27 protein-coding genes are annotated in these 26566 nt (G+C 73.1%); 18 read left to right on the plus strand and 9 right to left on the minus strand.

Annotation, left to right across the window (positions count from 1 at the left end; all coding sequences use genetic code 11):
* Positions 1-100: 100 nt before the first annotated feature.
* Entirely contained in the window at positions 101-1567 is a 1467-nt protein-coding gene (gene hpaE / locus IEZ27_RS00600) for a 5-carboxymethyl-2-hydroxymuconate semialdehyde dehydrogenase (protein WP_189645378.1), read from the minus strand.
* Positions 1568-1845: 278 nt separating this feature from the next.
* Between hpaE and IEZ27_RS00605 the strand changes: the two genes are divergently transcribed.
* Genes IEZ27_RS00605 through IEZ27_RS00645 form a run of 9 tightly spaced genes read left to right on the plus strand, consistent with a single transcriptional unit; the run spans position 1846 to position 11575 of the window.
* On the plus strand, positions 1846-3105 hold the full coding sequence (locus tag IEZ27_RS00605) for an ABC transporter substrate-binding protein (RefSeq protein ID WP_189645379.1): 1260 nt from the start codon (positions 1846-1848) through the stop codon (positions 3103-3105).
* Entirely contained in the window at positions 3105-5006 is a 1902-nt protein-coding gene (locus tag IEZ27_RS00610) for an ABC transporter permease (RefSeq protein ID WP_189645380.1), read from the plus strand. Before IEZ27_RS00605 ends, IEZ27_RS00610 begins: the two co-directional genes overlap by 1 nt.
* Complete coding sequence (locus IEZ27_RS00615; RefSeq protein ID WP_125637687.1) at positions 5003-5692, plus strand: ABC transporter ATP-binding protein; 690 nt, start codon at positions 5003-5005, stop codon at positions 5690-5692. Before IEZ27_RS00610 ends, IEZ27_RS00615 begins: the two co-directional genes overlap by 4 nt.
* A complete protein-coding gene (locus IEZ27_RS00620) occupies positions 5689-6375 on the plus strand; it encodes an ABC transporter ATP-binding protein (protein WP_125637686.1) in 687 nt (228 codons plus the stop codon). The genes IEZ27_RS00615 and IEZ27_RS00620 overlap by 4 nt, the downstream gene beginning before the upstream one ends.
* Entirely contained in the window at positions 6362-7849 is a 1488-nt protein-coding gene (locus IEZ27_RS00625; RefSeq protein ID WP_189645381.1) for a GMC family oxidoreductase, read from the plus strand. The genes IEZ27_RS00620 and IEZ27_RS00625 overlap by 14 nt, the downstream gene beginning before the upstream one ends.
* Positions 7846-9282, plus strand: a complete 1437-nt coding sequence (locus IEZ27_RS00630; RefSeq protein WP_189645382.1) for an aldehyde dehydrogenase family protein — start codon at positions 7846-7848, stop codon at positions 9280-9282. Before IEZ27_RS00625 ends, IEZ27_RS00630 begins: the two co-directional genes overlap by 4 nt.
* On the plus strand, positions 9282-10142 hold the full coding sequence (gene hpaD, locus IEZ27_RS00635; protein WP_125637683.1) for a 3,4-dihydroxyphenylacetate 2,3-dioxygenase: 861 nt from the start codon (positions 9282-9284) through the stop codon (positions 10140-10142). Before IEZ27_RS00630 ends, hpaD begins: the two co-directional genes overlap by 1 nt.
* Before the next feature lie 33 nt (positions 10143-10175).
* Positions 10176-10883: an alpha/beta fold hydrolase gene (locus tag IEZ27_RS00640; protein WP_189645383.1), complete on the plus strand. Its 708-nt coding sequence runs from the start codon at positions 10176-10178 to the stop codon at positions 10881-10883.
* 2 nt (positions 10884-10885) lie between these two features.
* A complete protein-coding gene (locus IEZ27_RS00645) occupies positions 10886-11575 on the plus strand; it encodes a GntR family transcriptional regulator (RefSeq protein ID WP_189645384.1) in 690 nt (229 codons plus the stop codon).
* A 60-nt stretch (positions 11576-11635) separates the two neighbouring features.
* Here the strand turns inward: IEZ27_RS00645 and IEZ27_RS00650 are convergent, their stop codons facing one another.
* Positions 11636-12802: an acyl-CoA dehydrogenase family protein gene (locus IEZ27_RS00650; RefSeq protein ID WP_125637680.1), complete on the minus strand. Its 1167-nt coding sequence runs from the start codon at positions 12800-12802 to the stop codon at positions 11636-11638.
* 177 nt (positions 12803-12979) lie between these two features.
* Between IEZ27_RS00650 and argG the strand changes: the two genes are divergently transcribed.
* Both argG and IEZ27_RS00660 read left to right on the plus strand, forming a co-directional pair.
* Complete coding sequence (argG, locus tag IEZ27_RS00655; RefSeq protein ID WP_189645385.1) at positions 12980-14428, plus strand: argininosuccinate synthase; 1449 nt, start codon at positions 12980-12982, stop codon at positions 14426-14428.
* Between the two features lie 69 nt (positions 14429-14497).
* Positions 14498-15613 (plus strand): cupin domain-containing protein, encoded by a 1116-nt coding sequence (locus IEZ27_RS00660; RefSeq protein ID WP_189645386.1) that lies wholly within the window; start codon positions 14498-14500, stop codon positions 15611-15613.
* Here IEZ27_RS00660 and IEZ27_RS00665 read toward each other — a convergent pair.
* The 4 genes from IEZ27_RS00665 to IEZ27_RS00680 all read right to left on the minus strand — a co-directional run bounded on the left by IEZ27_RS00665 (position 15605) and on the right by IEZ27_RS00680 (position 17592).
* Positions 15605-16180 (minus strand): class I SAM-dependent methyltransferase, encoded by a 576-nt coding sequence (locus IEZ27_RS00665; protein WP_189645387.1) that lies wholly within the window; start codon positions 16178-16180, stop codon positions 15605-15607. The genes IEZ27_RS00660 and IEZ27_RS00665 overlap by 9 nt on opposite strands.
* Positions 16181-16187: 7 nt before the next feature.
* On the minus strand, positions 16188-16850 hold the full coding sequence (locus IEZ27_RS00670) for a glycine-rich domain-containing protein (protein WP_189645388.1): 663 nt from the start codon (positions 16848-16850) through the stop codon (positions 16188-16190).
* 9 nt (positions 16851-16859) lie between these two features.
* Complete coding sequence (locus IEZ27_RS00675; RefSeq protein ID WP_125637675.1) at positions 16860-17315, minus strand: hypothetical protein; 456 nt, start codon at positions 17313-17315, stop codon at positions 16860-16862.
* A gap of 100 nt (positions 17316-17415) precedes the next feature.
* Positions 17416-17592, minus strand: a complete 177-nt coding sequence (locus IEZ27_RS00680; protein ID WP_185844866.1) for a hypothetical protein — start codon at positions 17590-17592, stop codon at positions 17416-17418.
* 175 nt (positions 17593-17767) lie between these two features.
* Between IEZ27_RS00680 and IEZ27_RS00685 the strand changes: the two genes are divergently transcribed.
* Genes IEZ27_RS00685 through IEZ27_RS00700 form a run of 4 tightly spaced genes read left to right on the plus strand, consistent with a single transcriptional unit; the run spans position 17768 to position 21298 of the window.
* The gene (locus tag IEZ27_RS00685) at positions 17768-18682 is read left to right on the plus strand and encodes an ATP-binding cassette domain-containing protein (RefSeq protein ID WP_189645389.1); all 915 of its coding nucleotides are present in this window, start codon (positions 17768-17770) and stop codon (positions 18680-18682) included.
* Positions 18679-19470: an ABC transporter permease gene (locus tag IEZ27_RS00690; RefSeq protein ID WP_125637673.1), complete on the plus strand. Its 792-nt coding sequence runs from the start codon at positions 18679-18681 to the stop codon at positions 19468-19470. The genes IEZ27_RS00685 and IEZ27_RS00690 overlap by 4 nt, the downstream gene beginning before the upstream one ends.
* Before the next feature lie 11 nt (positions 19471-19481).
* Positions 19482-20663 carry a sensor histidine kinase gene (locus tag IEZ27_RS00695; protein WP_229823011.1) on the plus strand — a complete coding sequence of 394 codons (1182 nt, stop codon included), beginning with the start codon at positions 19482-19484 and terminating at the stop codon, positions 20661-20663.
* Positions 20654-21298, plus strand: a complete 645-nt coding sequence (locus IEZ27_RS00700) for a response regulator (RefSeq protein WP_189645391.1) — start codon at positions 20654-20656, stop codon at positions 21296-21298. The genes IEZ27_RS00695 and IEZ27_RS00700 overlap by 10 nt, the downstream gene beginning before the upstream one ends.
* Before the next feature lie 22 nt (positions 21299-21320).
* On the opposite strand, the gene IEZ27_RS00705 is transcribed toward IEZ27_RS00700, so the two are convergent.
* A complete protein-coding gene (locus IEZ27_RS00705; RefSeq protein WP_229823197.1) occupies positions 21321-22148 on the minus strand; it encodes a metallophosphoesterase family protein in 828 nt (275 codons plus the stop codon).
* 137 nt (positions 22149-22285) lie between these two features.
* On the opposite strand from IEZ27_RS00705, the gene IEZ27_RS00710 reads away from it, so the two are divergent.
* The 3 genes from IEZ27_RS00710 (at position 22286) to IEZ27_RS00720 (ending at position 24771) form a co-directional block, all read left to right on the plus strand.
* The gene (locus IEZ27_RS00710) at positions 22286-23032 is read left to right on the plus strand and encodes a hypothetical protein (RefSeq protein ID WP_189645393.1); all 747 of its coding nucleotides are present in this window, start codon (positions 22286-22288) and stop codon (positions 23030-23032) included.
* A complete protein-coding gene (locus tag IEZ27_RS00715; RefSeq protein ID WP_189645394.1) occupies positions 23029-23862 on the plus strand; it encodes a hypothetical protein in 834 nt (277 codons plus the stop codon). Before IEZ27_RS00710 ends, IEZ27_RS00715 begins: the two co-directional genes overlap by 4 nt.
* Before the next feature lie 72 nt (positions 23863-23934).
* Positions 23935-24771 (plus strand): aldo/keto reductase, encoded by an 837-nt coding sequence (locus IEZ27_RS00720; protein ID WP_189645395.1) that lies wholly within the window; start codon positions 23935-23937, stop codon positions 24769-24771.
* A 20-nt stretch (positions 24772-24791) separates the two neighbouring features.
* Here the strand turns inward: IEZ27_RS00720 and IEZ27_RS00725 are convergent, their stop codons facing one another.
* Complete coding sequence (locus IEZ27_RS00725; RefSeq protein WP_189645396.1) at positions 24792-25550, minus strand: maleylpyruvate isomerase family mycothiol-dependent enzyme; 759 nt, start codon at positions 25548-25550, stop codon at positions 24792-24794.
* Positions 25551-25611: 61 nt separating this feature from the next.
* Complete coding sequence (locus IEZ27_RS00730; RefSeq protein WP_189645397.1) at positions 25612-26520, minus strand: winged helix-turn-helix transcriptional regulator; 909 nt, start codon at positions 26518-26520, stop codon at positions 25612-25614.
* Positions 26521-26566 lie beyond the last annotated feature (46 nt).

Consider the following 26566-nt stretch of genomic DNA (forward strand, 5'->3'; position numbering starts at 1 on the left):
TAGACCGCCGAGGTGGCCCGCGCGTTACACATGGGCGCACAGTGAAAGACGCGGCACGGTGAAAGACGCGGCACGGTGAAAGACGCGACCGGCCGGGAACTCAGCCGAGCCCGAAACGGGGGATCGGCAGGTCCTCGGTGGCCACGTGCACGATGTGGGCCTCGGTGTAGACGTCGATGCTGTACCGGCCGCCCTCCCGGCCGAGCCCGCTGGCCTTCACGCCGCCGAAGGGCGTGCGCAGGTCGCGGATGTTCTGGGAGTTGATCCAGAGCATGCCGGCCTCCACGGACTGGGCCAGGCGGTGGGCGCGGCGCAGGTCGCTGGTCCACACGTACGCGGCCAGGCCGTACCGGGTGGCGTTGGCCAGCTCCACCGCCTCCGTCTCGGTGGAGAAGGGCGTCACGCACACGACCGGGCCGAAGATCTCCTCCTGGAAGATGCGCATCGCGGGCGTCACGTCGGCGAACACCGTGGCGGCCAGGAAGTTGCCCTCGGGCAGGCCCTCCGGACGGCCGCCGCCGGCCACCAGGCGGGCGCCCTCCTCGACCCCGGCGCGCACGTACGACACCACCCGCTCGTAGTGCTCGGGATGGATGAGCGCGCCCAGTTCGGTGGCCAGGTCGTGCGGCGGGCCGACGCGCACCCGCGCGGCGCGCTCGGCCAGCCGGGTCACGAACTCCTCGTAGACCGTGTCCTGCACGAGCACGCGGGAGCTGGCCGTGCAGCGTTCGCCGTTGAGCGAGAAGACGCCGAAAACGGCCGCGTCGAGCGCCCGTTCCAGGTCGGCGTCGTCGAAGACCAGCAGCGGCGACTTGCCGCCCAGCTCCATCGACAACGTCTTCAGGCCGGTGGCGGCGTCGCGCATGATCGTCTGGCCGGTGGTGGTCTCGCCGGTGAAGGAGATCACCGGTACGTCGGGATGGGCCACCAGCGCCGCCCCGGCCCGTTCGCCGATGCCATGGACCAGGTTGAACACGCCGGTCGGCAGCCCGCCCTCCTCCATGATCTCCGGCAGCAGGCTCGCCGACAGCGGCGACCACTCGGCCGGTTTGAGCACCACCGGGCAGCCGGCCGCCAGCGCCGGGGCCAGTTTCCAGGTCTCCAGCATGAACGGCGTGTTCCACGGCGTGATCAGCCCGGCCACCCCGACCGGCTTGCGCACGACGTAGTTGAGCTGGGCCGAGCCGACGCGGTAGACGTCCTCGCCCAGGCTGGTGATGACGTCGGCGAAGAAACGGAAGTTCTGCGCGGCGCGGCGGGCCTGGCCGCGGGCCTGGGTGATGGGCAGGCCGGTGTCGCCGCACTCCAGCTCGGCGATGCGCTCGTCGCGGGCCTCGATGGCCGCCGCGATGCCGCGCAGCACCTCCGCCCGCCGCTCGCCGGGCATCCGCGGCCACGGCCCGTCGGTGAACGCCTTGAGCGCGGCGCGTACGGCGAGATCGACGTCCTCGGCGTCTCCTGAGGCAACGGTCAGCGTGGGTCGGTTGGTCGCGGGTTCGAGCGAGGTGAACGTCTCGCCGGACACGCTGGGGACGTGCGTCCCGTCGATGTAGTGCTCCAGGTTCAACGGGCGATCTCCTTGCACTGGGACGGCGGCTCTCCGGCCACGGGTGCGATCGATCCCCTGATGGGCGTGCGGCCGGACCGGAACCACATGGCACTCCTCCTCGGCCCCGCCACGATGATTTCCCAGGTGGAAGGCCCAGCGGAAGGCCCCTCGCAACCCCGTCAAATCGTATAGGACATCGTCGATGATACATGCGGAGCCTATGGACAGAAATATCTGATGTCGTACATGATTTGTCCATCGGGGCTGGACGCACGGCGCTTCTAGGAGGGGTGCGAATGCGATGTCCACGACGCCTGGTGTGGTGGGCCGCCATCGCTCTGGTGGTCTCCGCCTGCGGGACCGGCCAGGACGGCGGGACCACCAGAACGGCCTGCGGCACGGGGAAGCCCGCCACCGGGCCCCCCATCACCGTCGGCGCGATCGTCACCGCCAGCGGCGGCATCGACTTCAGTTCGGCCACCACGGCGGCCAAGGCGTACTTCGACTGCGTCAACGCCGGCGGCGGGATCGGCGGCCGGCCGGTCGAGTACCTGGTCGAGGACGACGGCCTCAACCCGCAGAAGGCCTCGGCCCTGGCCACCAAACTGGCCGGCAACAAGGACCTGGTCGCCCTGGTCGGCGGCTCCAGCTTCGTGGCCTGCGGCGTGTCCGGCCCGATCTGGGAGCAGAACGGGCTGTTCGACGTGCTCGCGGTCGGCGTGCCGAGAGACTGCTTCGAGTCGCCGCGCATCTCCCCGGTCAACGCCGGGCCCAGGGTCAGCGCCGTGGCCGCCGCCCAGTACGCCGTCGAGGTCAAGGGCGCCAGAAGGGTCGCCCAGATCAGCAACCGGGTGCCCAACGTCGGCGACTGGACCCAGGACGGCGTGCGCGCCTACCTCAGGAGCAAGGGCCTGACCTCGGCCGGCGACGTGCTGCACGACCCCGGCATCAAGGACGCCACGGCCGTGCTGCTCGAAGCCATGCGGGGCCGGCCCGACGCGATCATCCTCCAGGACCCCGCCCCGGACGACGCCGCCATCCTCAAGGCCGCCCAGGCGCAGGGCCTGCGGGACAAGGTCACCTTCGTCTGCCTGACCCCCTGCTACGACACCACCTTCCCGGGCCAGGTCGGCAGCTACTGGGAGGGCTTCGTCTCCAACTCCGAGTTCACCCTGCTCGACGCCACCACCCCGGACAACAAGCTCTGGCGCCGCGTCATGGACGAATACGCCGACGACAAGGCCCCCCGCGACTCCTTCTCCCAGGGCGGCTTCCTGGCGGCCAAGATCTTCGTCGACACCCTCGTCAAGACCGGTGGGACGATCGACCGCGCCTCGGTGAGCCGGGCCCTGTCGGAGGTCAAGGGCTTCCGCAGCGACCTGCTCTGCGCCCCCTGGTACTTCGGCCGTGCCGCCCGGCACAACGCCAACCACGACACCCGCTACGTCGAGATGAAGGGCGGCGGCTGGTCCAAGATCAAGGACTGCACGCCGACCCAGGACCCCGACCTCGCGCCGATCCTGCGGGAGGAGAAGCAGTTGGGGCTGACCGGTTGATGTTGCCGTTCGTCATCAGCGGGCTCGCGCTCGGCGCCGTCTACGCGTTGTCGGGCGTGGGCATCGTCGTGCTCTACCGCGCCACGGGCGTGCTCAACCTGGCCTACGGAGCGATCGGCGCGATCGGCGCGCTGCTGTCCTGGCAACTCCTCCAGGACGGCTGGCCGGTCGCGCCCGCCCTGATCGCCGCCCCGCTGCTGTCGGCCCTGCTCTCCGGCCTGTACGGCGGCCTGATCAGCCCGCTGGTCGCCGGCCGCGACCCGCTGGTCAAGGCGGTGTGCACACTCGGGTTCGCGCTCGTGCTGCTCGGCCTGTGCTACTGGACGTGGAGCGACGACCCGCGCACGCTCACCCTGCCGACCGACACGGCCGGGTTCGACGTGGGCGACTCCGGCGTACGGGTCACCCTCACCCAGGCCCTCGCCCTGGTCCTCGCCGTGGCGCTGACCGCCGGGACCGCCGCGCTGCTGCGCTGGACCGGCTTCGGCACCGCCATGCGCGCGCTGGCCGACGACCGCGAGATCAGCGCGCTGCTCGGCGTGCGCATCCGCCGGGTCGAGACCGTCACCTGGGTGGCGGGCGGCGCGGTGGCCGGGCTGACCGGGCTGGTACTCGGATCGCTGACCCGGCTGGAGGCGGGCACCCTGACGTTCCTGGTGATCGCCTCGCTGGCGGCGGGCGTGGTGGGCCGCTTCAGGTCGCTGCCGGTCACGCTGGCCGCCGGGCTGGCGATCGGGCTGGCCGAGGCGGTGGGCGGGGCGTGGGAGCAGACGGCGCCGTACCGGTCGGTGGCGCCGTTCGCGGTGGCCGTCGCGGCGATCCTGTGGCTCCAGCGCAAGGGCGCGCGGGCCAGGCGGGGCGGCACGGTCGAGGTGCGGTCGGCCGGGACCGCGTCCACGGAACCCGCGGAGCGGGTCCGGCCGCTGCCGCCCGGCGACCCGCGCTCGGTGCTGCGCGTGGTGCTCGGGCTGGTGGCGGGGGCGGGCGCGCTGGCGGTGCTCGTGCCCCTGGCCGTGGACGGCTACTGGGTACGCGTGCTGACCTCCGCGGTCATCTTCGTGATCCCCGCCGCGGGCATCGCCCTGCTGTACGCGCGGCTCGGCCTCGTCTCGCTCGGCCAGGTGGCGCTGCTGGGCGTCGGCGGCTGGGTGGCGCTGCGGCTGGCGTTCGCCACCGGATGGCCGTTCCCGCTGGTGGTGCTGGCGGCGGGCGCGGTGACGTGCCTGGTCGGCATCGTGTACGGGCTGCCCGCGCTACGCCTGTCCGGCGTGGACCTGGCGCTGGTGACGCTCATGGCCGGGGGAGCGTTCCAGGTGGCGTTCTCGGCGACCGGGTTCCCCGACGGCGGGTCCGGGTTCCTCGGCCGGGTGGCGGGCAGCGGGATGCAGCAGGCCATGCCGAGGCCCTCGATGGCGGCCTCCGACACCGGGTTCTTCCGCCTCGCGGTCGTCTGCGCCGTGCTCGCGCTCATCCTCGTCGTGCTGCACCAGCGCGGGCGGCCGGGACGGGCGTGGGCGGCGATCAGGAGCGGCGAGGCCGGCGCGCTGGCCGTCGGCGTGGCCCTGACCAGGTACAAGGTGTGGGCGTTCGCGCTGGCGGCGTTCGTCACGGGCACCGCCGGGGCGCTGCTGGCGGCCAACACCGGGCGGCTGGACCCGATCTCGTTCCGGGCCTCGGACTCGGTGCTGCTGTTCGCCGTCGTCCTGGTCGGGGGCGCGTACGGGCTGACCGGCGTGGTGTTGTCCGGCGTCGTCGGCCAGGTCGTGCCCGCCGCCCTCGACGCCGCCGGGGTCAACGGCAACCTCATGCTCGTCGTGTTCGGCGCGGGCACCGTGCACGCCCTGGTCACCGCGCCGCGCGGCATCGGCGGCCGGCTAGAGGACCTGCGGCGGCCCGCATGAGGCTGGAGATCGAGGACCTGCGGGTACGGTTCGGCGGCGTACGCCCGCTGGACGGCGTCACCCTGACCTTCGACTCCGGCCTGTGCGGGCTCATCGGGCCCAACGGTGCGGGCAAGACGACCCTGTTCAACGTCCTGTCCGGCTTCGTACGGCCGGTCTCCGGGCGGATCACCGCCGGCGGGACGGACCTGCTGGCGCTCGCGCCGCACCGGCGGGCCCGGTGGGGGCTGCGCCGCACGTTCCAGCAGGAGCAGGTGGTCGCCGAGCTGAGCGCGGCCGGCAACCTGCGCCTGGCCGCCGACCACCTCGGCGGCCCGGACGAGGGACTGCTCGGGTTCTGCGGCCTGGAGGACCCGGCGCGGCCGGCGGGCGAGCTGACGCTGCTGGAGCGGCGGCGGCTCGAACTGGCCCGAGCGCTGGTCGGCACACCCAGGATCGTGTTGCTCGACGAGCCGGCCGCCGGGTTGTCGGAGACCGAGTCGCGGGCGCTGGCCGAGGTGGTGGTGGCCGTACCGGAGAAGTTCGGCGCGCTCGTCGTGCTCATCGAGCACGACGTCGCCCTGGTCGGCGAGGTCTGCGCGACCACGGCCGTCCTGGACTTCGGCCGCCTGATCGCCGCCGGCCCGACCGCGGCGGTGCTGGCCGACGAGCGGGTGCGCGCCGCCTACCTGGGGGAGGCGCCGTGAGCCTGGAGGTGCGCGGCCTGCGGGTGCGCAGGGGCGGGCGAGAGGTGCTGCACGACGTGGCGCTCGACGTGCCGCCCGGCGAGATCACCGCGCTGCTCGGCGCGAACGGCGCGGGCAAGAGCACGCTCGTGCTCGCCGTGGCCGGACTGCTGCCGGTCGCGGCGGGCGGCGTCACCGCCGACGGCGACCAGCTGACCGGCCTGCGTCCCGAACGTGTCCGGGCCCTGGGCGTCGCCGCCGTCCCCGAGGGGCACCGGGTGCTGCGCTCGCTCAGCGTGGCCGACAACCTGCGCGTGGCCGGACCCGACCCCGCGCCGGCCCTGGCGGCCTTCCCCGAGCTGGCCGAGCTGCGCGACCGGCAGGCCGGCACGCTGTCCGGCGGCCAGCAGCAGATGCTCGCCCTGGCCCAGGCCATCGCCGGCGCCCCGCGCTACCTGCTGGTGGACGAGCTGTCCTTCGGCCTGGCGCCCGCCGTCGTGGCCAGGCTCGTCCCCGCCCTGGCCGCGCTCGCCGAGGCCGGGATCGGGGTGCTGCTCATCGAGCAGTACACCCGGCTCGCGCTGGAGCTGGCCACCCGCGTCCACGTGCTGGACCGGGGCCGCGTCGCCCTGCGCGGCACGCCGGACGAGCTGCGCGGCCGGCTGCGCTCGGCCTACCTGGGAGAGGGCGATGGAGACCTTTGACGTCGTCGTGGTCGGCGCCGGCTCGGCGGGTGCCGCCGTGGCGCGCCGGCTGGCCGACGACGACGCGCTGCGCGTGTTGCTGCTGGAGGCGGGCGGCCCCGACGTCAACCCTGACATCCACGACCCCGGCGGGGTGTTCCGGTTGTGGGGCGGCCCCGAGGACTACGACTACCGCGTCGCGCCCCAGACCCGGCTCGGCGGGCGGCGGCCGCACTGGCCGCGCGGGAAGGTGCTGGGCGGCTCGTCCTCGCTCAACGGCATGATCTTCGTCAGGGGCGCGCCGGCCGACTACGACGCCTGGGGCCCTGGCTGGTCGTACCCCGAGGTGTTGCCGTACTTCAAGCGGCTGGAGGACTTCGACCGGGGAGCCGGTGACTACCACGGCGCGGGCGGGCCCGTACGGGTGATCGCCGATTACGCGCCGCACCAGGTCAACGCGGCGATCGTGGCCGCGGCGGTCGAGCAGGGCATGCCGTTCAACCCCGACTGCAACGCCGAACGGCCCGACGGCGCCGGGTTCTGCCAGCTCACGATCCGGCACGGCCGCCGGCACAGCACGGCCGACGCGTACCTGCGCCCGCGCTGCGACCGGCCCGTCCTGGAGATCCGCACCCGGGCCCGCGCCCGCCGGCTGATCATGCGCGGCCGCCGGTGCGTCGGCGTCGAGTACGCCCAGGACGGGCGGCTGCACCGCGTCGAGGCCGCCCACCAGGTCGTGGTCAGCGCCGGGACCGTCGAGTCGCCGCGCCTGCTCCTGCTGAGCGGCCTGGGCGACGCCGCCGGGCTGCGACGGCACGGCCTGGCCGTGGTGGAGGACCTGCCCGGCGTGGGACGCAACCTGCACGACCACGCGCTGGTCCCGGTGATCGTGGCCGCGCGCCGTCCGGTGCCGCCCGCGCTGCCCGGCCTGCAGCCCATGCACAGCCAGCTCTTCTGGCGCAGCCGTCCCGGACTGCCCGGCCCCGACGTGCAGCCGCTGTTCTTCCACATCCCCCTGTACGACGAGGACATGACCGGCCCGGACGACGCCTTCACCCTCATGGCCGGGATCGTCCGGCCGGAGAGCAGGGGCCACCTGGCGCTGACCTCGGCCGACCCCGACGCACCCCTGCACATCGACCCGGCCTACCTGCGGGCGTCCGCCGACCGCGCGTGCATGCTCGCGGCCGTCGAGCTGTGCCGGGAACTGACCCACGCCGCCGCCCTGCGTGAATGGGCGGGACCGGAGCTCTACCCCGGTGACCGTGAACTGTCCGAGCACATAGAGAGGACCTTGGTGACCTACCACCATCAGGTCGGGACCTGCGCCATGGGGACCGTCGTGGACCAGCGGCTCAGAGTCCACGGCATCGACGGGCTGCGCGTCGCCGACGCCTCGGTGATGCCCGCCGTCACGTCAGGGAACACGAACGCGCCCGCCATCATGATCGGGGAGCGGTGCGCGGACATGGTGCGAGAGGAGATCGGCTCATGACCGGCCTGTACATCGGCGGAGCCTGGGGCCCGGCCGCGGACGGCGCGACGTTCGCCACGCTGGACCCGGCCGAGGCCACCGTCATCACCGAGTGCGCCGAGGCGGGCCCGGCCGACGTGGACCGCGCGGTGACGGCCGCCAGGGCCGCGCTCGACGATCCGGCCTGGGCGCAGCTGCCCGCCGCCGCCCGCGCCAGGCTGCTGTGGAAGGTGGCCGACCTGGTGGAGGAGCACGCCGACGAGCTGGCCGAGCTGGAGACCAGGGACAACGGCCAGCCGCTCGCGGTGGCGAGGAACGTGACAGTCCCCGGCACTGCCGAACATTTCCGATATTTCGCAGGATGGTGTACGAAAATCGAGGGCTCGGTGTTGCCCGTCTCGTACCCCGACACGCTCCACTACACCCGGCGCGAGCCCGTCGGCGTGTGCGCGCTCATCACCCCGTGGAACTTCCCGCTGATGATCGCGGCCTGGAAGCTGGCCCCCGCGCTGGCCTGCGGCAACACGGTCGTCCTGAAGCCCGCCGAGCAGACCCCGCTGACCACGGTCCGGCTGGTGGAGCTGATGGAGCTGGCGGGGTTCCCGCCCGGCGTGGTCAACCTGCTGACCGGCGGCGCGGAGACCGGCGCGGCCCTGGCCGGGCACGCGGGCGTGGACAAGATCTCCTTCACCGGCTCGACCGCGGTCGGCCGCTCGCTCGTGCACGCCTCCGCGGGCGACCTCAAACGCCTGACGCTGGAGCTGGGCGGCAAGGCCCCGAGCATCATCGCCGCCGACGCCGACATCGACGCCGCCGTGGCGGGCAACGTCCAGGGCGCGCTGTTCAACAGCGGGCAGGTCTGCGCCGCGTACTCGCGTTTCTACGTGGACCGCAAGCGGGCCGACGAGTTCACCTCGAAGATGGCCGCCGCGGCCGCCGCGCTCAAGGTCGGACCCGGTCTCGACCCCGCCACGGACCTCGGCCCGCTCATCAGCGAGGAGCACCTGATGAGCGTCGACGCCCACGTCCGCAGCGCGCTGTACGATGGCGCGCAACTCGTCACCGGAGGCAGACGCGCCGACGGCCCCGGCTTCTTCTACCAGCCGACCGTGTTCGCCGAGGTGACCGACACCATGGCCGTGGCCCGCGAGGAGGTGTTCGGGCCCGTCATCCCGGTGCTGGCCTACGACGACCCCGAGGAGATCGTCGGCCGTGCCAACGGACTGGAGTACGGCCTGGCCGCCTCCATCTGGACCAACGACCTGTCGACCGCCCACCGCCTGGCCGCCCGGATCAGGGCGGGAGCGGTGTTCATCAACATGATCCACGTGCCCGACGCCGCCACCACGTGGGGCGGCTACAAGGCCAGCGGGTGGGGCAGGGAGATGGGCCCGTACGCCATCGACGCCTACACCGAGGTCAAGGGCGTCTGGACACACCTGGGGAGGGTGTGATGGGAGAGCTCGTCCTGGCAGCCAAGATCACGCATGTGCCGTCGATCTGGTTGTCGATCCAGCCGGGCCGGCACTTCGGCATCCGCCGGCCCGCCGAGCTGGCCCTGACCGAGATCGGCAGGCGGGCGCGCGAGCTGGGGGCGGACACGTTCCTGATCGCCGACACCCACTGGATGAACAGCATCGGCTTCCACCTCAACGGCAAGGAGCGCCACCGCGACTCCTACGCCAGCCACGAGCTGCCGCACTTCATCCACGACCTGGACTACGACTACCCGGGCGACCCGGAGCTGGCCGAGCAACTCCGCGCCGAGATCGTCGCGGGCGGTCAGAAGGCGCTCGTGCACACCTACCGAGACCTGGGCCTGGAGTACGCGACGCTGGTCCCGATGCACTTCATGAACGAGGACTCCGCCGTACGGGTGTTGCCGATCGGCTGCAACATCTACTCCTCCATTGACGAGAACCGGCGCATCGGCGAGGCCCTGCTGCGCGGCATCCAGCGCAGCGAGCGCAAGGTCGCCTTCCTGGCCAGCGGCTCGCTCTCGCACGCCTTCCCGCCGAACGAGACCGCCGAGTCGCTGCTCAACGAGGTCAGCAGCCCGCTCAACCGGAAGATCGACATGGCCGTGCTGGACATGTGGGCCGAGGGGCGCATCGAGGAGTTCCTGGACATGTTGCCCGACTACAACGCCCGGTGCACGGGCGAGGGCGCGATGGCGGACACGGCGATGTTGTTCGGGCTGCTGGGGTGGCGGTCGTACAAGGGGAGGGGGGAGCAGCTCTGTCCGTACTTCGGCTCGACCGGAACCGGCCAGGTCGTCGTGGACTTTCCCGTGCCCGCGTACGATAAGATCTGAAATCATATGTGAAATATGACAGACGGAGGTTCTATGGCGGGGCTGTTCTCCCGGCGGCTCGACCCCCGCCCGCCCGGCGGTCCCGTCGTCGTCCTGCTCCACGGCTTCGGCTCCGACGGGCAGCGCGACTGGCTCGACACCGGGACCGCCGCGATGCTGGCCGCCTTCGGCCACACGGTGATCGTGCCCGACCTGCCCGGACACGGGTCCAGCCCCGATCCCGCGACGGCCGCCGAGGCGCACGCGCCGGCGATCGCGCGGGCCGTGCTCGACGTGCTCGACGGCGTGGAACGCTTCGACCTGGTCGGCTACTCGCTCGGTGCCAGGATCGCCTGGGAGCTGCCCGCCCTGGCCGGCGACCGGCTCGGCCGCTGCGTGCTCGGCGGCCTCGCGCCCGGCGAGCCGTTCGCCGGCGTCGACGTCGCGGCGCTGCGCCGGGCCGTGACGTACGGGGAGCAGCCCTCCGACCCTTTCACCGCGATGATCGCGGGCCTGGCCCGCACACCCGGCCGCGCCCTGTGCGTGGAAGGGCTGCGTGAGACGCCTTTCACGGCACGCTCGTGGTCGGGAAAGCTGCCGCCCGTGTTCGTCGTCGGGCAAGATGATGGGATGACAGCGGGCATCGAGCATATTGTCGAGCTGACTCCGGGGGCGGAGCTGGTGAGAGTTCCGGGTGGTCACGTCGAAGCTCTGGCGGGCGCGGGCCTGCGCGAGGCCGTCGTGAAGGTCCTGCAGGGGTGATGGTGAGCAGCACGAGAAAACCGGCCCAGGCCAAGCGGCCCAAGGGCTCCAAGGCCGAGATCAGCTACGACCTGCTGCGGGCCCGCATCCTCGACGGCACGTACGGCCCCGGCTACCGGCTGGTCATGGACCAGCTCGCCAGGGAGACCGGCGTGAGCACGATCCCGCTGCGCGAGGCCGTGCGCCGCCTCCAGTCCGACGGGCTGGTCGAGGTCGTGCGCAACATCGGGGCCCGGGTCGCCGTCTTCGACTCCGTACAGGTCGAGCACACCCTCAACGTGCTGGCCCGGCTGGAGGGCTACGCCACGGCCATCTGCGCCCCCCACATGGACGCGGCCAAGATCCAGGAGTCGCGCGAGATCAACGAGCGGATGAAGGAGGCGCTGGAGGAGTTCGACCCCACCTCCTTCACCGCGCTCAACCGCGAGTTCCACTTCTCGCTCTACCGCCACTGCCCCGACGAGCACCTCAACGCCCTGCTGGAGTCGGAGTGGGCGCGGCTCGACCACATGCGCCGCTCCAGCTTCACGTACGTGCCGGGGCGGGCGCGCAAGTCGGTGGAGGAGCATGACCGCCTGCTGGGCCTGATCGAGAACGACGCCGAGGCCGGGGTGATCGAGCAGGCCGCCCGCAACCACAAGATCGCCACCGCCGACGCCCTGCACACCGCCCAGGTCTCCCGCCAGCACTGACCGCACTCACACCATCGGCCGGACCCGCACCATCGGCCCGGCCCATCTCGTCGGCCGGGCTCAGGGCTCCAGGGCGAAGACCGCCCATTCCTCGCCCTGGGCCAGCCCGGCCAGCTCGCGCCCGCACTCGCGCAGCACCTGCGGGCCCGAGGTGATGTGCTGGGCTCCGGCGTGCGCGTCCCGGAACAGGCGCTGGATCAGGCCGTCGCGCAGCGCGCCGGTGCCGCCCGAGGCGTAGACGAACCCGGCCACCTCCGTGAGCGTCGAGGTGGCGTGGTTGAGCGCGAGCCGTACCATCGTCTCCTGGCGGGTGGACAGCGTGCCGCCCGCGTCCAGGGTGGCTTCGACGTCGTCCCACGTCTGGCGGACCAGGGCGTGCGCGGCGCGGTGGGCCGCCTCGGCGCGGGCGAAGCCGGTGTGGAAGGCCTCGCTCGCGGCGAGCTGGCCGGGCCGCCCGGCACGGGCCGTCACGTGGCGGCCCAGCTCGTCCAGCAGGCGGCGGCCGACGCCGAGCGCCCAGGCCGAGTGGCAGATCAGCGCCTGGTCGAGCAGGCCGAGCCGGTAGATCGCGCCGCCGCGCAGCGGCTCGTCCTGGCTGAACAGGTGCGTCCGGGACTCCGGCACGAACACGTCGTCGATGGCGTAGTCGATGCTGCCCGTCGCGCGCAGGCCCAGGACGTCCCAGTTGCCGAGCGGCTCGGCCGCCTCGACCGGGGTGATGAAGATGCGTTCTTCGCCGGTGCCCTCCACGACGCCCAGGCTGTGCACGTACTGGGCGTGCGGCATGGCCGAGGCGAAGCTCCACCGGCCGCTCAGCCGGAAGCCGCCGTCCTCGCGTACGGCGGTGCCCGGCCGGGTGCCCTGGCCCGCGAACAGCGGCGTCCGGGGGCCGCGGAAGATGTGTTCCACGGCCTCGTCGCCCAGGTAGGCGCCGCCCGTGCCGTTCTCCAGGGTGGTGGCCATGACCACCCAGCCGGTCGAGGCGTCGGCGTAGGACAGCTCCTCGAAGACGGCGAGCAGCTCCGCCGGGGACAACTCCGCGCCGCCCAGCGGGGCGGGCAGCCAGATGCCGAAGAGCCCGGCCTCGTGCAGGGCCTCCACGACGGGGTCGGTGAGCCTGCCCAGCGCCTCGGCCTCGGCGGCCTCGCGCTCGATCAGCGGGCGCAGGTCGCGGGCACGGTCAAGGTGGGTCGGGCCGGCGGAATGCAGTCGCGGCTTGTCGCTCATGTCCCGGTGCTCCTGTTCGTGATCGTCGCGGTCCTTCCTCCGTCAGATCACGTCCCCGCCCGGTTGTCCAGCCTCCCTGGGAGAACACCACGGGCGCGGTGTCCGCCGGGGACTGTCCGGCAGCCGGATGAGCGGATGGCTTTGCATGACCATGCGTTGCAATGCATAATCTTATCCATGTCCAAGGTTCTCACCTCCCTGCCCACCGGCGAGCGGGTCGGCATCGCCTTCTCCGGCGGTCTCGACACCTCGGTGGCCGTCGCGTGGATGCGCGACAAGGGCGCCGTCCCGTGCACCTACACCGCCGACATCGGCCAGTACGACGAGCCCGACATCGCCTCGGTGCCCAGCCGCGCGCTGGCCTACGGGGCCGAGCTCGCGCGCCTGGTCGACTGCCGCGCCGCGCTGGTCGAGGAGGGCCTGGCCGCGCTCACCTGCGGCGCGTTCCACATCCGCTCGGGCGGGCGGGCCTACTTCAACACCACCCCGCTCGGCCGCGCCGTCACCGGGACCCTGCTGGTGCGGGCCATGCTCGAGGACCAGGTGCAGATCTGGGGCGACGGCTCGACGTTCAAGGGCAATGACATCGAGCGGTTCTACCGCTACGGCCTGCTGGCCAACCCCCACCTGCGCATCTACAAGCCCTGGCTCGACGCCGACTTCGTCTCCGAGCTCGGCGGGCGCAAGGAGATGTCGGAGTGGCTGCTCGCCCACGGGCTGCCCTACCGCGACAGCACCGAGAAGGCGTACTCGACCGACGCCAACATCTGGGGCGCCACCCACGAGGCCAAGACCCTGGAACACCTCGACACCGGCGTCGAGACCGTCGACCCGATCATGGGCGTGCGCTTCTGGGACCCCGAGGTCGAGATCCTCGCCGAGGACGTCACCATCGGCTTCGACCAGGGCCGCCCGGTGACGATCGACGGCAAGGAGTTCGGCTCCCCGGTCGACCTGGTGATGGAGGCCAACGCGATCGGCGGCCGGCACGGCCTGGGCATGTCCGACCAGATCGAGAACCGCATCATCGAGGCCAAGAGCCGCGGCATCTACGAGGCCCCCGGCATGGCGCTGCTGCACGCCGCCTACGAGCGGCTGGTCAACGCCATCCACAACGAGGACACGCTGGCCACGTACCACAACGAGGGCCGGCGGCTCGGCCGGCTCATGTACGAGGGCCGCTGGCTCGACCCGCAGGCGCTCATGCTGCGCGAGTCGCTGCAGCGCTGGGTCGGCACGGCGATCACCGGCGAGGTCACCCTGCGCCTGCGGCGCGGAGAAGACTACTCGATCCTCGACACCACCGGCCCCGCCTTCAGCTACCACCCCGACAAGCTGTCGATGGAGCGCACCGAGGACTCCGCGTTCGGCCCGGTCGACCGCATCGGCCAGCTCACCATGCGCAACCTGGACATCGCCGACTCGCGCGCCAAGCTGGAGCAGTACGCCACGCTCGGCATGGTCGGCACCACCCACCCCGCGCTCATCGGCGCCGCCCAGGCGGCCTCGACCGGCCTCATCGGCGCGATGCCGCAGGGCGGCGCCGAGGCCATCGCCTCGCGCGGTGAGGTCGCCGAGGACGACGAGCTGCTCGACCGCGCCGCGATGGAGTTCGGCACCGACTGACGCGCCTTCCCTGGCCGCCGCCGCGCGGCCCGGGGCGTGGCGCGCGGACGCCACGGGTACGGACCGAAGATGATGATCGACGAGCGGGACGGCGCGGACGTCACGCCCGCCACCGACTGGCTGCTCGGCCCGGTGTCCCGCGAGGAGTTCCTGCGGGGCCACCGGGAGCGGCGGCATCTCCTGCTGCGCAGGCGGTCGCCCGGCCACTACCGCGAGCTGTTCTCGCTGGCCCGCTTCGACGAGCTCCTGTCCGGCTCCGGCCTGCACGCCGGGGCCGTGCGCGTGGTCCGTGACGGCCGCGCCGACGGCGGCGCGGCCGGGCTGGAGGAGCTCTACGCCCGCTACCGCGACGGCTCGACCCTGATCATGCCCTCGGTCCACGAACGCTGGCCGCCGCTGCGGGAGCTGTGCCGCCGGCTGGCGGGCGAGTTCAGCGCGGAGTGCCGGGTCAACGCCTACCTCACACCGCCGCGGGCGCGCGGCTTCGACGTCCACCACGACTCCCACGACGTGTTCGTGTTGCAGGTGGCCGGGTCCAAACGCTGGAGACTTCATGAGGACGCCCGCCAGGAGTTCGACCTGTGCGAGGGGGACCTGCTCTACCTGCCGCGCGGCCTGCCGCACGAGGCCGCCTCGGCGCACGGCGCGTCCCTGCACCTGAGCGTCGGCGTCCATCCCCTCACCTGGGCCGACGTGCTGCTGGCCGGGTGCGAGGCGGCCGTCGCCGCCGACCCCGCCTTCCAGGAGCCGCTGCCCTTCGGCTTCGCCCGTACGACCGGCGGCCGGGCCGCCACGCGGGAGCGCGTCCGGGAGCTGACCGCCCGCCTGGGAGCCGCCCTCACCCCCGACAGGCTGGCCGACGACGCCGTGGACATGGCGCTGCTCGCCGAGGGCGACCGGCTGGGCGGCCACCTGCTCGACCTCGCGGGCCTGGCCCGACTCGACGCGGGCACCGCCGTACGGCGCCGCCCCGGCCTGCGCTGGGAGACCAGACGGGACGCCGGCACGCTGGTCCTCGCCTTCCACGGCAAACGGCTGAGCCTCCCGGCCCGGCACGAGGCGGCCTTCCTGCGCATGGCGGACGGCGAGCCCTTCACGGCGGCCGGCCTGCCCGGGGAGGACGGCCTCGCCCTCGTACGCCGCCTGGTCGAGGAGGGTTTCCTGACCCTCGCGGCGTCAGGCTGACCCGGTGGGCCTGCGGAAGACGCAGCGCACGACGTGCCAGTGTTTGGGCTCGTCCCTGGCGTCGATGCCGTCGTAGCGGTCCTCGCGCAGGACGACCGGCTCCAGCCGGGGGAACAGTGCGCCCGCCTCGGGAGCGCGCAGGAACGTGCGTCCCGGCCGCCCCGCCCAGGCGTCCTCGGGACCGAAGAACGTGCAGCACAACACGCCGCCCGCGGCCAGGCCGCCGGCCAGCGCGGCCGCCACCCGGCGTACGTCGGCCCTGGGCAGGAAGGGCAGGACGTGGATCGCGACCATGAACGAGTAGGCCCCCGCCGCGACCGGCACGTCACGTACGTCGGCGTGCACGACCCGCAGCCGCGGGTGCCGCCATTCCGCCGCCAGCGCGAGTGTGCACGGGTCGGTGTCCACGGCCTCGACCGAGAAGCCCAGCTCCAGCAGGAAGCGGGTGTCGTTGAGCGGGCCCGCGCCGACGTCCAGCGCGCGCCCGCGGACGCCGCCGAGCACGCCCAGAGCCTCGACGACGAGCGCGTTGGGCCCCCGCCCCGCCCGCAGGGAGGCGTAGGTCACGCCGCCGCTAGCCGCTCACCTTGAGGATGCGCTGCTCGACCAGCACCTCGGCCAGGGCGACCCGCTCCTCCCCGGTCAGGCCGCCGGGCAGCTCCCTGACGTAGAAGGCGCCGGTGCGGGCCACGAACTCCAGCGCGGGCGAGGCGATCATGTTGGCAGCCACCAGCGGTTCGCCGGACGGGGAGAGCAGCTCGACCTGGTTCCCGTCGCGGCGGGTGGTCAGCAGCCCGGCGCGGTCGTTCACCACGCGGCGGGTCAGCGTGACGGTGCGGTGGTCGTACCAGACGTCGGGGAGCGGGCAGCCGAAGAGCTCCTCGTAGCGGTCGCGGAACTCGGCGAACGTGGCCACCGGGGTTTCCTCGGCGGGCTCGTCCGGCACGCCGGGGTCGTTGCTCGGGCTGTGGTGGACGTACCGTCCGAAGTAGGTGCGGCAGAACTCGGTGTACAGGCCGGTGAACAGGATGAAGTGATGCCAGGCGTCGTCCACGCGCGTCGAGTGCATCATCCAGATCCGCGACCGGTCGACCTGCGTGAGCACGAGGTACTTCTTCGCCTCGGCGAACAGCTCCCCGGCCTCCTCCTCCGTCGCGGCGACGTGCTCCTTGACGAGCCGTTCGAGGAGGTAGGGCGCCTGGTGGTCGAGCGCGGCGAGCGAGGTGTCGGTGATCATGGGGTCCCCCTACTCCGGCGACGACTTCCTGCGGCAGGACGAGACGCACACGCTGCTGCAGTCGCGGCAGGTCATGCAGGGGCTGTGGCAGTCGGCGCGCTCGGTCTTGACCCGCAGGTGCAGCCGGCCCGTCCGGATCTCCCCGGCGTCCTCGGCGACCTCCGAGGTCAGGGACGCCTCCGCCGTGCCGGCCTGCCGGCGGACGACCTTGGCGTCCCGGCGTACCCAGAGCACCTTCGCGCCGAAGAGCAGGATGGTCTCGGGCACGTTCTCGATGTGCAGGACGCCACTCAGCGGGATGTCGAGGGCCGAGTTCAGATCCTCCAGGCTGGGATACAGCGTGACGAAGCCGTCCTGGTGCGGCGGGCCCACATAGCCCCAGAACGTCATGGTGTCCGGGTGGCCCTCCTGGAGCAGCTTGACCAGGAGAGGATGCGCCTCGGGCCCTTGTACGGCTTTGCTCATGGCAGTACTCCTCGTTCCCGGCGAGCGTGACATCCCGGACCCGGGGGCGGCGGCGCGACGCGCCGCCGCTTTGCCGAACCCGGGGCCGCGCCGGGCCGGCTCAGCCGAGGTCGGCCTGTGGCGCACCCGGGGCGTTCGCCTCGGCGAAGACGCCCGCCTGCTCGGACGCCGGTGACGGCGTCTGCTCCATGAGCGCCTGGATCGCGGACCTGCGCCTGTCGAGGCCCGCTTCGTCGATGCTGATCCGCCGCCGGTTCCGGCTCTTGTCGTCGGTCATGCTCGGCAACCGTAGTGAGCCGGACGTCAACGCGGGGCAACGTCAACACCTTGTTTGGGCGCGGGAGCCGGCACCCGGCCAGCCGTTCTGACCTGGTCTCTTCCGGTTTTACGCCATCAAGGTCGGCGGCCGGACCCCATGGTGGCCGGGCGGCCGGCTGCCTAGCGTGACCGTCGTGATCAGTCTCAGGGGTTTGACCAAACGGTACGGCGCCCGCACGGCGGTGGACGACCTGTCGCTGGAGCTGAGGCCCGGCGCGGTGACCGGCTTCCTCGGGCCGAACGGAGCCGGTAAATCCACCACGATGCGCCTCGTCCTCGGGCTCGACCGGCCCTCGGCGGGTACGGCGCTCATCGGGGGCGTGCCGTACCACCGGATCAGCAACCCGCTGCGGACGGTCGGCGCGCTGCTCGACGCGCGGGCGCCGCACCCCGGGCGCAGCGGGCGCGCGCACCTGACCGCGCTGGCCCGCAGCAACGGGATCGCCACGCGGCGGGTGGGCGAGGTGCTGGAGAGCGTCGGGATGGCGGGCGCGGCGAGCCGCCGGGCCGGGGCGCTGTCGCTCGGCATGAGCCAGCGGCTCGGCATCGCCGCCGCGCTGCTCGGCGACCCGGAGGTGCTGATGTTCGACGAGCCCGTCAACGGGCTCGACCCCGACGGGGTGCGATGGGTGCGCGGGCTCATGCGGTCGCTGGCCGCCGAGGGCCGCACGGTGTTCGTCTCCAGCCACCTGATGAGCGAGATGCAGCTCACCGCCGACCACCTGGTGGTGATCGGCAAGGGCCGGCTGATCGCCGACGCGCCGCTGGCCGAGGTCATCGGGCGCAGCTCGCTGACGGCCGTGCTGGCGCGCACCCCGCACGCGGGGGATCTGGCCGGACGCCTGCGCGCAGCCGGGATCGCCGCAGAACGCGTCGCCGAGAACGAGGTCGTCGCCACCGGCGCCCCCATCGAACGGGTCGGCGACCTGGCCTACGAGGCCGGGATCAGGCTGCACGGGCTGCGCACCCGGGAGGCGTCCCTGGAGCAGGCCTATCAGGAGCTGACGGAGAACAGCGTGGAGTACGGGGCGACGGGAGCGGGCGCGTGAGGGCGTTGGGACAGGCGGCCTGGGCCGAATGGGGGAAGTTGTGGTCGGTCCGGTCCACGTGGTGGTGCCTGGCCTGCGCGTCGGCGCTCATGGTGCTGACCGCGGTGGCCCTGGCCGCCGCCCAGGCCACCGACGCCGTGCGCGACCGGGTGCCCGGCGTACGGGTGACCGCGAGCGAGTCCGTGGTGTCGGCGACGTCGTTCGTGCAGTTCGCGCTGGTCGCCCTGGCCATGCTGGTGATCACGGCCGAGTACTCCTCCGGCGGCATCAGGGTCACGTTGCAGGCCACGCCGGTACGCGGGGTCGTGCTGGCCGCCAAGGCGCTGGTCGTGGCTCCGGTGATGTTCGCCGCCGGGGTGCTGTCGGGCGCGGTGGCGACGGCGGCGGTCTACGCGGTGCTCCAGGCCGACGCGTTCGGCGGGCTCGTCGTGCTGCCGTTCGGGGAGGCCGTCCGTGACCTGGCGGGCGCCGGCCTGTACTTCGCCCTGGTGTCGGTGCTGACGCTGGGCGTCGGGGCCGCGATGCGCAGCGCGGCGGGCACGCTGACCGTGGTGTTCATGCTGCTCATGGGCCTGCCGCTGCTGCTGCTGATGACCGGGAGCCAGGCGGCGCTGGACGCCTCGATGCGCATGCCGATGTTCGCCGGGCTGGCCTTCATGGACAGCGTGGACAACATGACCGGCGGGCCCATCCCGTACTCGGCAGGGGAGGGTCTGGCATGGCTGCTCGCCTGGGCGGCGGCGGGGGTGGCGGCGGGCTACGCCGTACTGCGCCGCCGCGACGCCTAGACTTCGGGCCCGTGTCGGACCATCGGGACAACGAGCAACGGGATACCACGGGCAGGCGGGCGGCCAGAGCCCTGACCGGGGTGCTGGCCGGCATGGCGCTCGGCGCCGTCGAGCTGGCCTTCCTCTGCGTGGCCTGGCCCGCGTCGCTGATCCCGGCCGCCCGCCCGGCGGCCCGGCGCGGCCTGGCCCGGCTCATGGCGCTCGAACGCGCCCGGCTGAGCAGGTGGCTCGGCCACCCCGCCACCACCCGCGACGGCGGTTACGCCTACCTCGCCGCCCGCGCCGCGCTGGGCGTGCTCGGCGGGTACGGCTGCGCCGTCGCCCTGTTCGTCGGCGGCCTGCTGCTGGCCGGCGGCGCGTGGGAACTGGTCGCGGGCGGTTCGGACGCCGTCCCGATCGACCTGCCGGGCGTCAAGATCGTCACCAGCGGCGGCATGCTCGGCCTGACCGGCGGCGTGGCCCTGCTGGCGGTGACCGCGCTGCTCGCCCTGGCCATGGGCGCCCTCGAACGCCGCCTGGCCGCCCACTTCCTCGGCCCCGGCGGCGACGAGCTCATGCGCCGCCGCATCGCCGAGCTGACCGCGACCCGCTCCGGCATCGTCCGGGCCGTGGACGACGAACGCCGCAGGATCGAACGCGACCTGCACGACGGCGTCCAGCAGCGCGGCGTGGCCCTGGCCATGCTGCTCGGCCGGGCCCGGCACGGCCGCGACCAGGCCAGGACCGCCGAGCTGGTCGACCAGGCCTACACCGAGTCCCGCCGCCTGCTCGACGAGCTGCGCAGCGTGGCCTGGCGCGTCTACCCCACCGCCCTGGACGAGCTGGGCCTCAAGGCCGCCCTCGCCGGCGTCGCCGAACGCGCCGGCGTGCCCGTCACCGTGCACTACGGCCTGTCGGCCCGCCCCGCCGGCGAGATCGAGACCGCCCTGTACTTCGTGACCAGGGAGGCGATCACCAACGCGGTCAAGCACGCCCGCGCCCGTGACATCCTGGTCGTGGTGGGCGAGGACGAACGGACGGTGAGCGTGGCGGTCTCCGACGACGGCGCGGGCGGTGCCGACCCGGCGGGCGGCGGCCTGTCCGGGCTGGCCCGGCGGATCCTGGCGCTCGACGGCGCGTTCACCGTGGACAGCCCGCCCGGCGGGCCCACGAAGATCGTCGCCACGCTGCCGAAGGAGCCGCCGTGCGGCTGATCCTGGCCGACGACTCCGTGTTGCTGCGCGAGGGCCTGACCCGGCTGCTCGCCGAGGCCGGCCACGACGTCGTCGCGGCCGTGGGCGACGCGCCCGCGCTGCTGGCCGCCGTCGCCGGGCACCGGCCCGACGTGGCGGTCATCGACGTACGCATGCCGCCCGGCCACAAGGACGAGGGGCTGCGGGCCGCCCTGGAGATCCGGGCACGATGGCCGGAGGTGGGCGTGCTCGTCCTGTCCCAGTACGTCGAGCAGCACTACGCCGCGACCCTGCTGGCCGGGCCCGCCGAAGGGCTCGGCTACCTGCTGAAGGACCGGGTCTCGGAGGTGGCCGACTTCCTCGACTCGCTCGAGCGCGTACGCGCGGGCGGCACGGCCTTCGACCCCGAGGTCGTCCGGCAGCTCCTGGCCCGGACCAGCCACGCCGACCCGCTGAGCCGGCTGAGCCCGCGCGAGGGCGAGGTGCTGGCGCACCTGGCGCAGGGGCTGGTCAACGCGGCCATCGCCGAGCGGCTGCACGTGTCGGCGTCCACGGTGGAGAAGCACGTCAACGCGATCATGGACAAGCTCGACCTGCCGCGCGACGCCGGCTACAGCAGGCGGGTGCTGGCGATCCTGCGCTACCTGGAGAGCTGACGGCCGGGACGGTCCGGCCTGCTCACACGTCGATCACGCGGGGCAGCGCCGGAGGGTTCGGCCGGGGTTGCCACTCCCGGGGGTAGCCGAGCGAGACCTCCATGAACGGCACGCCGTCGTAGTGGGTCAGGCGCGGGATGTGCAGGTGGCCGTACACGACGACGGCGGCGTCGTAGTCGAGGTGCCAGCGGGCGGTGCGCTCGGTGCCGCACCACTGGGCGAACTCCGGGTACCTGAGGACCCGTGTCGGCTCGCGGACCAGGGGATAGTGGTTGACCAGCACGGTCGGTAACCCCGGCGGCCGGGCCGCCAGCCGCGCCTCGGTCAGCTCGACCCGGGCCGCGCACCAGGCGTCCCTGCTCGGGTGGGGGTCGGGGTGCAGCAGCGCCTCGTCGGTGCAGACGATGCCCGACTCGTACGCCATCCGCAGCGCCTCCTCCTTGGTCGCCGCGCCCTCCGGCCGGAAGGTGTAGTCGTACAGGACGAACAGCGGCGCCACCGTGACCGGCCCGCGCGCCCCCTCCCAGACCGGGTACGGATCCTCGGGGGTCACGACGCCGAGGTCGCGGCAGAGCTCCACCAGGTACCGGTAACGCTCCTCGCCGCGCAGCCGCACCGGGTCGCGGGCCGGCGTCCACAGCTCGTGGTTGCCCGGCGCCCAGACGACCTTGGCGAACCGGCCGGCCAGCAGGCCCAGCGCCCAGGCGATGTCCGTGGACAGCTCGCCGACGTCGCCCGCGACGAGCAGCCAGTCGCGGTCGGCCCCCGGGCGCAGCTCCTCGACGATCTTCCGGTTCTCGGGATGGTGCACGTGCAGGTCGCTGACGGCGAGCAGACGTGGAGCAGTGATCACGTCTCGGATCGTACGCCGCCCGGCGGGCCGGGCGGTCCGTGATGCTGACCGTCCGGCTAGTAGGCACGGTCGGCGTCGCCCCAGAGCATTAGTCCTCACCGGCCGACAAGGGGGGCCGGTGAGGGGGAGGGACGATGAAACGATCAGGCAAGCGCGGGGGCTCGAAAACGCCCAAACGGCATAGGGGCGATGATGACCAGTCGCCGCAGGGGAGCACCAAGAAGGTCGTCAAGACCAGGAGGCAGGAGCCTCCCTCCGTCCTCGCGCGCCTGCTGACGGAGGTGCCGGACATGGCCGTCCAGGTGGTGGGCTTCCTCAGCCCGATCGACATCTACGCCGTGCGCCGGGTGAACAAGCAGGCTGCCGGGCTCGACCTCGTGCGCATCCCGCCGCCCGAGGCGAACATCCCGGACGGCCAGCCGTGGGGGCAGCTCGACCAGGAGATCATGTTCTGGCTCACCGAGGTGGCGCGCATCCGCCCCGGCGTGCCTCCCGAACGGTTCGTGTGGGCGCTGCGGAAGCTCTACAGCCAGGGGCTCGACCAGATGTACCTGGACCGCGACCGCATGGAGCAGATGGTGGTGGCGCTGGTCCAGAAGCGCACCGGCCTCCCCTTGAGCACCCGCGTCCCGGCCGCGCCGGACGGCGCCCGGCGGAAGATCGTCTCTCCGCTCCCGGCCGTTCCCGAGATCGCGAAGACGATCAAGAAGCTCGCGAAGCTCAACGGTCAGCAGAACGCCGACCAGATCATCGCGGACCTGGACAAGTTCTGGAAGGACCTGGAGGGCGAGCGCGAGGCCATCAGGGACATCGAACGCGCGAAGCCGGAGAACCAGTGGACGACCACCAGGGACCCGGACAACAGTGAGGGGGAGGCATGACGGCGGACGCGGCGGTCGTCCAGCGGGCCGTACGGGACCGCTTGCAGGGCAAACTCGACCTGGTCAGGGCCTGGCTGACCAGCACCGAGGACGGTGGTGTGGAGACCGCCTTCCGCCGCGGGGCCGAGCGGTCCCCGCGGTCGGGTCCGGGCGGCGCCGACGGGCTGGTCTGGGCGCTGGTCCACCTGCGCGACAGCCTCGAAACCCTGCGCACCCTGGACGGGAACCGCCCCCGCGACACCCCCGACCGCGTCAGGAAGGCGAACGCCGCGCTCCCCGCCCTCCTCGACGAGGCGCGGAAGACGCTCGACGCCTGCCAGACGCTGGCCAGGGCGTACCTGCGCGGCGGCCCGGGGAACGCCGACAGGGACCAGCGGCACGCCGACGTCGTCCGCCGGCTGGAGACGGACGCCAAGGCCATGGACGACCTGCAGAACGAGTACGAGGCCGTACGGGCCGACCTCGTCCCCGACTCGCCCGACGACACGGACGACGCGGGTGCCGCCCCGCCGCCCGAGGTGCCCGCGCTCAGCCGGGCCGCCGAGATCCTCGACCAGGCCCGGCGATGTTGCCTCAAGGGCTATCTGGCGCTGCGGCTCGTCGTGGACGAGGAGATGCTGAGCTCGGCGAAGGGGACGAGCCTGAGCCCGTTCGAGTGGCCTCTGCTGCCCTACCTCGACCACCAGGAGGTGTTGCTGGCCTACCTCGACGTGCCCGCGGACGGCAAGGGCCGCGACGAGACGGACACGCTCCTCGCCGAGGCGCTCTCCGGCCCCCAGGGCAGGCAGGAGGTCCACGCCGCGGTCGAGGCGGTCAACCAGGGCCGCTGAGATCCGCCCCGGGTTGACCGCGGCGCCGCCGGGTACGTACGACACCTGCCCGCACCCGGAAGAGGACCAGCCATGACGACCGCGCCGACCCTCGTGCTCTCCGACGGCCGCCCCATGCCGCGCCTGGGCCTGGGCACCTGGCCGATGGACGACCGCCAGGCGCGCCAGGCCGTCGGCCACGCCCTCACGCTCGGCTACCGGCTGGTCGACACCGCCGCCGGCTACGGCAACGAGCAGGGCGTGGGCGCCGCGGTCGCCGAGTCCGGCGTGCCGCGCGAGGAGCTGTTCGTCACCACGAAGCTGCGCGGCGCCCAGCACGGCTACGACCTGGCGCTGCGCGGTTTCGAGGAGAGCCGGTCCCGGCTCGGCCTCGACTACGTCGACCTCTACCTGATCCACTGGCCGCTGCCCGGCCACGGCCTGTTCGTCGACACCTGGAAGGCGTTCGTACGGCTGCGCGAGGAGGGCCTGGCCCGCTCGATCGGCGTCTCCAACTTCACCCCCGGCCAGATCGAGCGGGTGGTCGAGGCCACCGGGGTGTGGCCCGCGGTCAACCAGGTCGAGCTGCATCCCGGGTTCCCGCAGGGCGACCTGCTGGCCTGGCAGGCCGGGCACGGCGTGGCGACCGAGTCGTGGAGCCCGCTCGGCGCCGGGGGCAAGCTGCTCGACGACCCGGCCGTCACCGAGGTCGCCGCCGCGCACGACCGCACCCCCGCGCAGGTCGTGCTCCGGTGGCACGTGCAGCTCGGCGCCGTGCCGATCCCCAAGTCGGCCGATCCCGGACGCATGCGCCACAACCTGGAGGTGTTCGACTTCGAGTTGTCGCCCGAGGAGATGGCGCGCGTCTCGGCGCTGGGCAGCGGCGGTGGCCGGCTCGGCGGCGACCCCGACCACCACGTGGAGCTGTAGCGCCCGGGAACCCGAGGGCCTCAGAACTTCGTGGCGGCCAGCCAGTGGTCCAGCAGGGCCCGGTCGCCGGTGATCGTCAGCCGTGGGTGCCCGGACGGCAGGCGGCGGGAGAACAGCAGCAGCAGGTCCGCGACCGCGCCCGCGGCCGTCACGTCGCCGGTGGTGTCGCCGTGTTCGTACCGGACGCCGTCCGGGGTTCTGGTGATCGTCCAGCCGGTCGTGTCCGAGGGCCGGATCGCGATGCGCTCACCCCGGCCCCGCAGCCCGGCGAGCCGCGGCAGGAACGCCTCCGCCGCCGGGTCGGACAGCAGGGCCAGGCCCTCGCCGATCCCGTCGGCCGCCAGGTCCGCCGCCACCTCGTAGCCGGCGCCCGTCGCGAGGGCGGCGTCGGCGTGGTGCACGCAGGTCTCGTTGAGCATCCTGCGCAACCAGAACAGCGCGGGCCGCGGGCCCAGGAACGTCCACACCGGGCGATCCGGCCCGCCGTCGCGGACCGCGCCGGCCAGCGTCGCGGCGCCCTCCTCCAGCCATCCCGTCCAGCGGGCCGGCTCGCCGGGCTCGGCGTCGGGGACGGCCGGGACGGCGGCGTACGCGCCCGTGCGCACGATCTCCGCCGCCCAGCGGTGGGCCTGCCCGATGTGCCCGGCCAGGTCGCGTACCCGCCATTCCGGACACGTGGGTACGACCGTGTCCGGGTCCGCCTCGGCGACCACCCTGGCGAACGCCGCCGTCTGCTCCTTCAGGCCCAGCGCGAGCCGTTCGTGACCGAGTTCCCTCATCTGCCGCACTCCTTCGCGTCGGTTGACGCCGTCACGGTAGGAACTCCAGTCGGACTGGAGGTCAAGTACCGCCGGACGCGGTGGACGGAAGGGCGTGCCGGTCGCGTACGAGGGCGAGCATCTCGTCCACCGAACCGGCCGGATCGCTGATCGGGAACTGCGTCGCCCGGATGATCGCGTCGGGGTCGACCAGCAGGGTGAGGCGCTTGAAGCGGTCGGCGCCGGCCGCCCGGAAGGTCGGCAGCAGCAGCCCGGCGGCGAGTCTGCTGTCCTGGTCGGACAGGAGGGGGAAGGGCAGCCTCGCGTGTGCCGCGAAGGCGGCCAGCTGGTCGGGGCGCTGGGTGCTCACGCCCCGGATCGCGGCGCCGGCCGCCTCGAAGTCGGCGCACCGGGAGGCGTAGGTGAGGGCCTCCAGCGTGCAGCCCGTCGTGCCCGGGATGTCGGCCCAACCGGGCGGGTAGGCCTGGGCGCCCGGGGCGAAGGCGCCGGGGAAGAAGTAGAGCACCGTCCAGACGCCGTCCGGAGCGCCGGGCGCGACCGGCTCGCCGTCATGGCGTCGCAGCACGACGTCCGGCATCTTCCGGCCGACCAGCTCGTGCACGCGGCGGCTCTCGGCGGACCCGTCCTCGCTGGTCGCGGTCAGCGACCCGTCGCCCATCACATGTCTGGTGCCCCAGTCCTGGAGGGCGATGAGCGCCGGCAGCAGGCCCTCGCCCTTCGGGGTCAGCACGTAGTCGTGGCGCGGCGGGCGCTCGGAGTAGGGCCGCCTCTCCAGCACGCCGTGCTCGACGAGCTTGGCCAGGCGTTCGGCCAGGGCCCGGCGGCTGACGCCGAGCTCGCGCTGAAGGCCGTCGAAGCGGGTGGTGCCGCCCGCGATGTCGCGCACGACCAGGAACGTCCACCAGTCGCCGATCACGCCCAGCGCTTGGGCGATGCCGCAGTCGGAGTCGGGTAGCTCTGCGCGCTTCACATCCGTCAGTATAGAGTGCGTTCCATTCTGGAACTTACTTGGCGAA

The organism is Nonomuraea spiralis (genome assembly GCF_014648435.1).
GTDB lineage: Bacteria > Actinomycetota > Actinomycetes > Streptosporangiales > Streptosporangiaceae > Nonomuraea > Nonomuraea spiralis.

Coding starts and splice junctions, on each gene's coding strand:
- IEZ27_RS00605 (WP_189645379.1), top strand. CDS start 1,846: ATGCGATGTCCACGACGCCTGGTGTGGTGGGCCGCCATCGCTCTGGTG.
- IEZ27_RS00610 (WP_189645380.1), top strand. CDS start 3,105: ATGTTGCCGTTCGTCATCAGCGGGCTCGCGCTCGGCGCCGTCTACGCG.
- IEZ27_RS00615 (WP_125637687.1), top strand. CDS start 5,003: ATGAGGCTGGAGATCGAGGACCTGCGGGTACGGTTCGGCGGCGTACGC.
- IEZ27_RS00625 (WP_189645381.1), top strand. CDS start 6,362: ATGGAGACCTTTGACGTCGTCGTGGTCGGCGCCGGCTCGGCGGGTGCC.
- IEZ27_RS00630 (WP_189645382.1), top strand. CDS start 7,846: ATGACCGGCCTGTACATCGGCGGAGCCTGGGGCCCGGCCGCGGACGGC.
- hpaD (WP_125637683.1), top strand. CDS start 9,282: ATGGGAGAGCTCGTCCTGGCAGCCAAGATCACGCATGTGCCGTCGATC.
- IEZ27_RS00640 (WP_189645383.1), top strand. CDS start 10,176: ATGGCGGGGCTGTTCTCCCGGCGGCTCGACCCCCGCCCGCCCGGCGGT.
- IEZ27_RS00650 (WP_125637680.1), bottom strand. CDS start 12,802: ATGAGCGACAAGCCGCGACTGCATTCCGCCGGCCCGACCCACCTTGAC.
- argG (WP_189645385.1), top strand. CDS start 12,980: ATGTCCAAGGTTCTCACCTCCCTGCCCACCGGCGAGCGGGTCGGCATC.
- IEZ27_RS00660 (WP_189645386.1), top strand. CDS start 14,498: ATGATGATCGACGAGCGGGACGGCGCGGACGTCACGCCCGCCACCGAC.
- IEZ27_RS00670 (WP_189645388.1), bottom strand. CDS start 16,850: ATGATCACCGACACCTCGCTCGCCGCGCTCGACCACCAGGCGCCCTAC.
- IEZ27_RS00675 (WP_125637675.1), bottom strand. CDS start 17,315: ATGAGCAAAGCCGTACAAGGGCCCGAGGCGCATCCTCTCCTGGTCAAG.
- IEZ27_RS00680 (WP_185844866.1), bottom strand. CDS start 17,592: ATGACCGACGACAAGAGCCGGAACCGGCGGCGGATCAGCATCGACGAA.
- IEZ27_RS00710 (WP_189645393.1), top strand. CDS start 22,286: ATGAAACGATCAGGCAAGCGCGGGGGCTCGAAAACGCCCAAACGGCAT.
- IEZ27_RS00715 (WP_189645394.1), top strand. CDS start 23,029: ATGACGGCGGACGCGGCGGTCGTCCAGCGGGCCGTACGGGACCGCTTG.
- IEZ27_RS00720 (WP_189645395.1), top strand. CDS start 23,935: ATGACGACCGCGCCGACCCTCGTGCTCTCCGACGGCCGCCCCATGCCG.
- IEZ27_RS00725 (WP_189645396.1), bottom strand. CDS start 25,550: ATGAGGGAACTCGGTCACGAACGGCTCGCGCTGGGCCTGAAGGAGCAG.